3 protein-coding genes are annotated in these 11,157 nt (G+C 37.9%); all 3 read right to left on the reverse strand.

Annotated elements, in window-relative coordinates; all coding sequences use genetic code 11:
• A partial coding sequence (locus ACCI49_RS21685) for a non-ribosomal peptide synthetase (RefSeq protein ID WP_371841327.1) occupies window positions 1–2,830 on the reverse strand: 2,830 nt, incomplete at its 3' end.
• On the reverse strand, window positions 2,830–6,366 hold the full coding sequence (locus ACCI49_RS21690; protein ID WP_371841328.1) for a non-ribosomal peptide synthetase: 3,537 nt from the start codon (window positions 6,364–6,366) through the stop codon (window positions 2,830–2,832). The genes ACCI49_RS21690 and ACCI49_RS21685, both read right to left, overlap by 1 nt.
• The gene (locus ACCI49_RS21695; RefSeq protein WP_371841329.1) at window positions 6,363–11,147 is read right to left on the reverse strand and encodes a non-ribosomal peptide synthetase; all 4,785 of its coding nucleotides are present in this window, start codon (window positions 11,145–11,147) and stop codon (window positions 6,363–6,365) included. The genes ACCI49_RS21690 and ACCI49_RS21695 overlap by 4 nt, the downstream gene beginning before the upstream one ends.
• Between the last annotated feature and the right edge of the window lie 10 nt (window positions 11,148–11,157).

The following is an 11,157-nucleotide window of genomic DNA, read 5'->3' on the forward strand; positions in this document are numbered from 1 at the left end:
CCCCAAGCTCAATTCTGAAGCCGCGCAACTTCACCTGATCATCAATACGGCCCATAAACTCCAGGTTACCATCAGGTAGCCAACGTACTAGATCGCCGGTTTTATATAGTCGGTCATTCGGGTCACTACTGAAAGGGTTTGAGATGAATTTTTCTTTGGTTAATTCAGGGCGATTCAGGTAGCCTCTCGCTACGCCTACTCCACCTATATATAGCTCACCAGTTGCACCTAGTGGCACCATTTTTAAATGGTTATCAAAAACAACATAATAAACATTAGATATAGGCCGACCTATAGTCTTGTGTTGTAGTTCATTACTGTATAACGAGGTACTCGTGCAAATGGTAGATTCTGTCGGACCATATGCAATATAGTAATTACAATATCTACTCCATAGTTTCATTAACGATGTAACACTGTAGTCTCCTCCAACAATTACCGCCTTTATACTCATTTCACTACCCGGATTTAACAGTGAGAGTACGGTAGGAGATAAATGTATATGGGTTATCTTGTTATGATTTATAAAATCTGAAAACTCTCTTCCAGGCAACAGTTGCTCAGAATTAGCCAATTGCAGAGAAGCTCCAGTACAAAGACTTAAAAAAATTTCGGAAATGGAGACATCAAAAACACAAGAAATAAACTGAAGTATTACTGAATCGCTAGTGACTTCATAACGATTAATTAGATCTATAATTACGTTAGCCAAACTCTTATGTTCAAGCATGACACCTTTAGGTTCTCCTGTAGAGCCTGAGGTATAAATTATATATGCGAGCTGGCCACTTTTTCTACCTACTAAATCTTTACTAAGATTTTCTACAGAATACTCTGAAAAACTCAGATCAAAAAATTGCCCATCAATAGGGATTGCCTTTACATTTTCAAACGGAATTTCAGACAGGAAATCACTTTGTGTTAACACAAAGTGACAACAACTATCCTTTAGCAGTTCCTTTATTCGCACTTCTGGAAAATTGGGATCTATGGGGAAGTATACCCCGCCAGCTTTCATTATACCCAGAACTGAAATAACGAGTTCAAATGAGCGATCGACACATACTCCTACTAATGTCTCCGCCTTAACACCCTGCATCACCAAATAACGTGCAACTCTATTTGAACGCTCATTCAACTGAGAATAGGAGAGGATATTATTGTTAAACAAAAGCGCAGTGGAATTCGGAAATTTATCAACTTGCTCTTCAAATAAATCGCACACATCGCAATCAAAATTCAGATCAAACTGATCACCTAACCCACTTTGTTTTAAAAACGTTATTTCTTTTTCAGCAATAAAATCTAAAGATAGTAGATTTTTATTTGGACTAGAAACTATACTGTCTAGAATTTTAATAAAATTATTTGAAAGCCTATGTATAGTTTCATCAAAAAAGAGGTCTGTACTATACTGCCACGACAGCACAGCTTCACCGCCCTTTTCCACTACAGACAGATGTAGATCATACTTAATGGCAATCTCTCGTTCAGAAGGCAAGTCATAACTATCAAATTTTACATCTTTAGCCGATAGCTGCTTACCTTCACTAATAAGAACATCTATTTTAATTTGAAACCCAGGATTATAACTTTGACTTCTGACTGGATTGATAGCTTCGACCACTTGCTCAAAAGGAGCATTTTGATGTGAATACGCTTCTAAAATCATTTCTCTATTTCTATAGAGAAGCTCTTCGAAAGTAGGATTACCAGAAAGATCAAATCTCAATATAATGTCATTAACAAAAAAACCAATAAGCGGCTCTATATCATGGTGCAATCTTCCCGCGGTGGCAGCACCCAACACAATATCAGTTTCATCGCTATATCTACCAATAATTACTGAAAATACTGATTGAAAAAACATGGCGATCGTAACACCATAATTTTCACTCATTGACTTAATCTTGGATAAAACCTGTTTATTTATAACAGTTGAGGTAGACTTTCCGATAAAACGTTGGCTTGCAGGTCTAATCTTATCCAGAGGAAAACTGTGAACGCTCGGCATATTAGAGAGTTTACTTTTCCAGTAGAGTAGCTCTTGATCCAGCACGTCTCCTTTCAGCCAGTCTCTCTGCCAGATCGCATAGTCTGCATACTGTAACCCAAGAGGAGCTAACTTGCTGTCTAGACCACCTTTGTAAGATTCATAAATATGATTAAATTCATCAATAAGAATGCCTATAGACCATCCATCACATGCTATATGATGGACATTAATTATTAATACGCTAGACACATCGGAAAGCAGGCATAGGTTAAAGCGAACTGGTAATTCTCTTTTAATATCGAAAGGCTTCATTGAATCAAGACGTGACAGCTCAGCAATCCTTAATGATTTTTGATCCTTTGACAAATTAGTTAAATTCGTTCTTTGAATTGGCAATCTATATGTATCTAAGACAACTTGTCGAACACCAATTTCCATTTCACAATAAACTGTTCTTAGAATTTCATGTCGAGTAATAATTTCACGCACAGCACTTTCGAAAGAATTTATACACAACGCCCCGCTCAAGCTAAGTACGCCAGGCATGTTATAATGTCCATTATTCGGATCCAGCTCACAAACGAACCACAAACGTTCCTGAGAAAACGAAAGAACTTGATCTTGAATCTTTCGATTACACCTGGGAAACAAAGGTGGTCTTTCAAGGTTTTTGTCTTTATTTTTCAAATATTGAATAATTTTCTCACGATTATCCCTAATCCTGTTAGCAAGCTCACTAGTAAGTTTTCCTTTACTGCTGCGTGACACCAACTTATCGTCTTTAAGAGCAAGTTCAACCCCAACTTCTGCCAGGTTTCTTAATAGCTTTTCCATTAGAATTCCACTTCTTCGATTTCTTCTTTATTTTTTAATGCCATTTCAGTAGAGAGCATGCTTCTCTCTATTTCGCTCTCAATAAGAAGACCAAGCTTCCGAACAGTCTCTCGATCATATATTTCTTTAAGAGTAACCCTAATGGAAAATTCTGCTCTAATTTGCTCTATCATTCTAAGCAAGGCAAGTGAATGGCCACCTAGTTGGAAAACATCGTCATCAATTCCAACTCTATTTACCTTAAGTATTTTTTGCCACATGCAACACAATTTATCTTCTATTGAATTTCTAGGATCGACATACTGTGTCTTGGCGGTATTATTTACTATTGGTTCCGGCAGTCCCCGTCTATCCAATTTTCCATTTTCTGTTAGTGGAAAACAGTCCAAAAAGATACAAACAGTTGGAATCATATATTCTGGGAGATGTACTTTTAAAATATTCCTATATTGTGAAGATAACTCATGTTGACGATTAAGTATTGCTTGCTCATCGCCTACTACTTGCTCATCGCCTACTATAGGGTTTTCTAGAACAACGTATGTGACTAAATGTTTATTCCGATCTTTGTCTTCATGAACAACAACAACACTTTGTTCAATTCCATCAATCTCAGATAGCACAGCCTCAATTTCAGTTAGTTCAATCCTGAATCCTTGTAGTTTTACCTGATCATCAACACGCCCAACAAACTCAAGATTGCCATCATGTAGCCAACGAACTAAATCACCGGTTCGATATAAACGTTCAGGCATCCCATCGACAACATTATGATAAATAAATTTTTCATCTGTCAGAATTGGCCTGTTGAGATAACCTCTAGCCAAACTCGCTCCACCAATGAACAATTCACCTACTGTACCCAGGGCACAAGGTTTTTTCTGATCGTTGAGCACATAAAATTTAATATTACTTGAGGGTTTGCCTATTGGAACCATGGATTGCTTACTTGATATTTTCTGCTTAGTATTAAAAATATAAGTACTACAACCAACAGTAGCTTCTGTGGGTCCGTATTCATTCACAAACTTGGCCGAAGGGAAAAGTCTTTGCCAATTCAACTGTTCAGACATCGGAAATGGTTCACCACCTATGACAAAAACATGTTTTAGTTTTTCACTCAAAGGTTCGTCAAAATAGTGTTTCAGCGCGCTTAGATGAGATGGTGTTAATTTATAGAGATTAGAGCTTGACTTCATGGTGTCTGCAACATCTTCAAAAATAGTACTATCTTCTTCTATCAAGAAAACACACTTTCCACTAATCAGCGGTAGATGCAGTGAGCAAATGGTCGCATCGAAAGAAAATGAAGTGTTAACGACAGAACCCTTAACACTCTCATCCATGAATTTTATTTTCGAAAAAAGAAGATAATTAACCAGACTTTTATGTTCAACCATTACTCCCTTTGGTTTACCCGTGGAACCAGAAGTGTAAATAACATAAGCCAAATTTGAGGGTTTTAGATCCTGAAACTCTAACGACACATTATCATGGCTATTTCTTTTTAGTTGATTCAAAATTTCCGGCTGATCCAAACATAGTATAGGTGTATTTAATGAGGATAAATGATCCCTTAAATATTCCTGAGTGAGCACTATGGTCATATTGGAATCGGCTATCATGAACGAAAGGCGTGACATTGGGTAATCTGGGTCCAACGGTAAATAAGCACCTCCTGATTTCAATACACCCAACATTGCCACAACCATATCTATTGAGCGTTTTAAACAGATTCCTACTAACTCATCAGGTTTGATGCTTTTGGAAAGCAAATAAGCGGATAACTGGTTTGCTTGCTGATTTAACTCACTGTAACTCAATGATTTATTTCCACATACAATCGCAATAGCATCGGGAGTTAATTTAACTTGCTGTTCAAAAATTTCATGAAAATAATCACTTTTAGAATAGTCTGCATCAGTTCTATTCCAGTCTATCAGTAATTTTCTTCGCTCTGATTCGCTGACAAGGTCTATTGAATTTAGTTGCCTATGAGGATCGGACTTCGAGATTTTTAGAAGTATTTCATTAAAGCTTTGAGTCAAACAGTCAATAGCTGATTTTGAGATATTTTCCTTTCTAAAGGAAAAATCAAATCTAAGGCTATGTCTGATTTGTGCGGTTATTGTTATAGAATAATTAACCAAATGATTAGATGAGATATCACCTAAGAACATACTAGAACCAAAGTTACTATTTAGCACTTCCACAGCATCATCAACTGGATAATTCTCAAAAACCAATAAGCTATCAAATAATGAAACTCCCTGAGGAATCTGACTTAGTGCTTGTATCTCTGGCAAACCTAAATAGCTATATTCCTCTCGGTCTAGGTTGCCAGCTTGTAGTTGAAAGAATAACTCACCCAATGTCATTCCTTTTTCAAAAAACACTCGTACAGGTAGACTTGCTATAAAAAGGCCAACCATCTGCTCTATCCCTTCTACCTCGGCGGGACGGCCTGACACTGTTGCTCCAAAAACTACTTCTGAATCTCCACAATAACATTTCAACAAGTATGACCATGCTGCTTGAACTATGACATTCACTGTAGCATTGCAAGATTTAGCCAAATTTATCAAATTTCTACTGATGGTTTCAGACAGTTTGAGGGTCACATTTCCACAACCCCGCTCGCTATTCATAATAGGTAACCGATCTACGATTAGCGGGGTTGGTGCCTTAACATTTCTTAGATTCTCCTCCCAATAATCCCTTGCTTTTGATTTATCTTGTTTATATAGCCAAGATATATATTTTTCATAAGGTATAGGCTCTGGTAACGGTACTTCCGCCTGAGATCCATAGACCTGGTAATAATGTACCAGCTCTTTTAAAATAATTGGCAAGCACCAGCCATCAGTTAACAAATGGTGATAAGTCCAAATAAAATGAAATGAGTATTCCGATAGCTGAATGAGACTTAAGCGCATCAAAGGTACACTAGCGAGATCAAAGCCTTTCTTTAGATCTTCTTGATAGTACTTAAGCAAAGAACGATTTTGTTCTTCTTCTGATAAACCACTCCAATTTTCTTCATAGATTGGCAATTCAGCTTTTCTCATCACCAGTTGATGCGCTTGCTCACCCAAGGTTACATCAAAGCAGGTTCGAAATACGTCATGTCGATCTATAATTGATTTCCATGCCGCTTTGAATGCTTCTATCTTCTTGATACCATTTATATTTCCATATTTTTGGTTGAGAAAGGACTGACTCTTATTTTCCAGTTTCTCATGATATAGCATGCCCTGTTGCATTGGCGTTGCTATATAGACGTTTTCTATTTGTGGATATCGCTTATATACAATAGCCAGCTCTCTTTCGTTAAGTGTTGCAAACGGAGTGTTTTCAGGAGAGAGAACCTGTGCTGACGCCAAACAATCCAATATGTCTTTTTTTTTCCTTTTGAGTTTCAGCAAAAGATCATTCGTTAACTTATTTCGCGGATCTATAATTTTGAGATTACCATTATCAGCAGAAATTCGAATGCCCAGACTGCTCAACTCGTCAAACAACTGGCGTAGTTTCATATTTCTATACCATCATATTTTAATAATTCATCATTAAATGCCAGCACTTCGTTATACTCATCAATTAAATTATTTTTTGATTTTTGAGCATGGAAGTTATACAAGATCTCGAGTAAGGAATATTTGAATTTTTCTGCTATTTTCTTCACTAAGATTCCATCATGCTCATTAGAAGAATAGGAAATTCTAAATGCAAGGCGTTGATTCATCACTCGCCCGATGATGGTTAAGGGATAACAATTAATATTTGTATTGCTTACCGAAGAGCCGTGTTGCTCTGAGGCATTATTAAAGCTTATTTTTTTTCCCAAAGCAGAGTCAAAGCGACCTAAATAATTGAAAACAATTTTTGATTCTTGCCTTGAAGATAGTTCATTGAGTTCCTTGTCCTTTGCTATATCCTTCAGCAAACCATAGCCTATCCCTTTATTCGGCACTGAACGATATGATTTAATTATTTTTTTGATTTGAACTCTAATATCAGAATTAGGGCACGCGGTCAAAACAAAAGGATAAATTGACGTAAACCACCCCATGGTTTCACTAACATCCAATCCTTCAAATAGCATTTCTCTTCCATGGCTCTCCATCTCAATCACTAATTTTTCCTGGCCAGTCGCACGATGATATCCCTGCATCAATGCTGCTAGTAATAACTCATTGATTTGAGTACGAAAAACAGTATTGCACTCGCCTAATAAATCTTTTGTTTCTGATTCACTTAGTTGAAATGAATATGACAGCAGCTCTGAATTGCCGCTATCATTTTCTGCACGCAATGGTTGTGAATATTCTTTCGCGGCTGACAATTGTTTTATCCAGTATACCCGCTCTGCCTTAACTTTCTCAGAGTTGGCGTAGTCCGACAGTGCTTGACCCCATTGCTGATACGATGATGTTTTCTCTTCAAGCTTTATTACATTCGCACTTAGTAGTTGTTCATACATTTGCTCTAAGTCCGATAGTAATATTCGCCAGGAGACACCATCAATCACTAAGTGGTGAAACACCAACAATAAGCGACCAGCTTCTTCTCCATAATTGAAGAATACGACCTTGAATATAAGACCTTGTTTCGGGTTCAGACTGGATTGAATTTTTTCGCAATAAGATTCGAGCAACTTCCTTCGCTCTACACCCTGTAAATGACTTAAATCGTAAGATAGTACAGATTCCGTCAGCATCGAGGGCTCATAATCCCTATAACTTGCACTTCCTTCCATATCAAATTTTAGGCGTAGTACATCGTGACGCTTATATAGGGCCTCAACCATTAATTGAAGCTGATCATTACTGAAGTCTAAAGGCGTCTCCAGCAGCATAGCTTGATTATAATGATATGCGTCAGGCAGTTTACGATTCATGAAGTCTCTCTGAATTGGGAGTAAAATCTGCTCGCCCGTAATCATCACCTGCGGTGCAATGAAACTTTTACCTAACCTAGCTGTTGAGGCTAATGCTTCAATTGTTTGATGTTCAAAAACTTGCTTAGTAGTAATATAGATTCCTTGCTGCTTTGCTCTGGCAACTAATTGAATGGAGGATATAGAATCTCCTCCGAGCGCAAAGAAACTATCATGGATACTGACTTTTTGCAGTTGCAGTAATTCGCACCACAACGCACTTAGACTTTCCTCTACCGGATTTCTGGGCCCAACGTATTGTGATCTAGTGACATCACTTGTTCTTGGCTCTGGTAATGATCGTTTATCTAACTTTCCATTAATCGTTAATGGCAATGAATCCAAAAATATATAGACAGCTGGAATCATATATTCCGGAAGGTGTAATTTTAGCGTGGTTTTATATTCTGCAGCTAAGTCACATTGACGATCTAGATTTAATTGCTCGTCACCTTCTATAGTCCTTTCCAGTACAACATAGGCGACCAAATACTTCTCCGAGTTTGTATTTTCTCGCACAAGAACTACGCCTTGTTCGATTCCGTCTATCTGAGATAGGACGGCTTCAATTTCAGCTAACTCAATTCTAAATCCGCGCAATTTTACCTGATCATCAGCACGTTTAATAAATTCTAAATTTCCATCAGGTAGCCAACGCACTAAATCTCCTGTTCTATATAGACGCTCAGAATGCCCGGCAATAAAACTATGGTAAACAAATTTTTCTTCTGTCAGATCTGGTTTGTTGAGATAACCCCGAGCCAAACAGGCGCCGCCAATAAACAATTCGCCTACTGCACCCTGAACACATGGTTCTTTCTGATCGTTGAGTACATAGAGCTTTACATTGCTTGAGGGCTTACCAATTGGAACCGTAGATTGTTTGCTTGATATCTCTTGGTCATTATTAACTACATAGGTACTGCAACCAACTGTTGCTTCGGTTGGTCCATACTCATTCACAAATTTTGCTGAGGGGAATAGTCTTTGCCAGTGCATTTGTTCTGACATAGGAAATGCTTCGCCACCGACAACAAAAATATGTTTTAGCTTTTCGCTCAAGGGTTCATCGAAATAATGTTTAAGTGCTCTTAGGTGAGCTGGCGTTAGCTTATAGAGAAGAGAGCTTGATTTCATGGTATCTGAAACTTCTTCTAATATGTCATCACCTTCTTCCATTAAGAAGGCGCACTTTCCACTAATTAGAGGCAGGTACAACGAACAAATTGTTGCATCAAAAGAAAATGAAGTGCTAACAACTGAACCCTCAACATCCTCATGGAGAAATTTATATTTAGAAAAAACAAGATAGTTAACCAGGCTTTTATGCTCGATCATTACTCCTTTTGGTCTACCAGTAGAACCAGAAGTGTAAATAACATAGGCCAAATTCGAGGGGTTTATTCCTAGTAACCCCACAGAGATATTGTCGTGGCTATAGCCTTTTAGTTGCTGAATAAATTCCGTTTGATCCAAACATTGCATAGGGGTATTTAGTAAAGACAGTTGATCCCTTAGAGATTCCTGAGTAAGCACTATGCGCATATTGGAATCTGCTACTATGAATGAAAGGCGCGACTTGGGATAACCTGGATCTAACGGTAAATAAGCACCTCCAGATTTTAATATCCCCAGCATCGCTATAACCATTTCCACTGAGCGATTTAAGCAGATCCCCACTAGCTCATCAGGTTGTATGCCACTGGAGCGTAAATAGTTAGCTAACTGATTTGCTCGCTGATTCAGCTCTGTATAGCTTAACGATTGATCTCCACAAACAATCGCCTTAGCATTGGGTGTTAACTTAACTTGATGCTCAAAAATTTCATGAGCACAAATTTCATCAGGGTAGTCTGCATCAGTATCATTCCAGCTAATTAGCAATCTTTCTCGCTCAGATACGCTTAATAACGGTAACTGCTGAATGGGCATTTTTGTATTTTTCAGACCGCTTCTAATTAAAACTTCAAAATGTTCGGCCATCTGTTTAATTGTACTTTCGTCAAAGATATCCTGATTGTAGATCCAACCTAATGAAAATCCTTTTTCGTGTTCAACTACTGCCAACTCCAAATCAATTTTGGAGGTTCGATTTCTGGTTTCCAAGTGATCCAGCTGAAGCCCACCCAAAGATAAATCAACCTGTTCGTTATTTTGAAAGCTTAATACTATTTGAAATAATGGGTTGTAAGACAAATTGCGCTCTGGATTCAGCAGCTCCACTAGCATTTCAAAAGGAATATATTGGTGGGAAAATGCTTCCAAAATTGTTCTTTTATTCTTCTTCAGCAAGTGATCGAGAGTTGGGTTAGCAGAGAGATCACTACGTAAAACTAAGGTATTTACGAAAAATCCAATCAAAGATTCCACATCCTGATGAACCCGTCCTGCAATGGGTGAACCGATCACTATATCTGTACTTCCGCTATAACGACCAACTAATAACGTTAAAAATGTCTGAAAAAACATAAATGACGTTATGGAATGGGAAACACACAAGTTGTTTATTTGATCAGTTAAAGAAATATCTAATTGTTGAACAACTCTATTACCCTCGAACCGTTGCTGTGCTGGACGTTCCTTATCCAAAGGTAGGCCATGTACTGGTGGAAGATTCTTTAACTGCTCTTGCCAATAGTTTTTCTGCTCAACTAACAGATCCCCTGTTAACCATTGACGCTGCCAACATGCAAAATCTACATACTGTATTGATAAAGGCACTAAAGGATTCTTCTCACCATTACAGAATGCTTTATAAAGTACATTAAACTCTTCAACGAGTACCCCCATTGACCAACCATCTGTAGCAATATGATGTAAGTTAAAAAGCAATAAATTAGATTGCTCGGACAACTTAATTAGCTGAAATCGAATAGGCAGGTCATCACTCAGATTAAAGGGTTTACTAGCATCTTCATCCAACAAAATCTGTATTTTGTTTGTTTGTTTTTCGGCATCTAGATTGCTTAGGTCAACCGAAATTATTTGAACCTCAAAGTCATCAAGTATTTCTTGCCTTGCCTCTCCATCATAATTAATGAAAACAGTTCGTAGTACTTCATGGCGAGATAGTAATTGATCAATAGTCTTAAAGAATGCCGATTCATTGAAATCACCAATGATTTTTAATGATCCAGGCATATTGTATTGGGTGCTATCCCCTTCTAGCTGATCAATAAACCACAGACGCTGTTGTGCATACGAAAGCGGTAAAGGCTGATTCCGATCGACACGTTCAATGGGCGGTAACGCCGCCTCTGTACTGTACTCTTTCAGAGCCCGCGCCAAACCTTCTATCGTGGGGAATTCAAATAATGTTGATAGCGGCAGCTCTACTTCAAATTCCTGTCTGATCTGACTGACCAGGCGGGTAGCCAGTAGTGAGTGT

The sequence above is a fragment of the Microbulbifer epialgicus genome, from assembly GCF_041447265.1.
In the GTDB taxonomy this organism is placed as follows: Bacteria; Pseudomonadota; Gammaproteobacteria; order Pseudomonadales; family Cellvibrionaceae; genus Microbulbifer; species Microbulbifer epialgicus.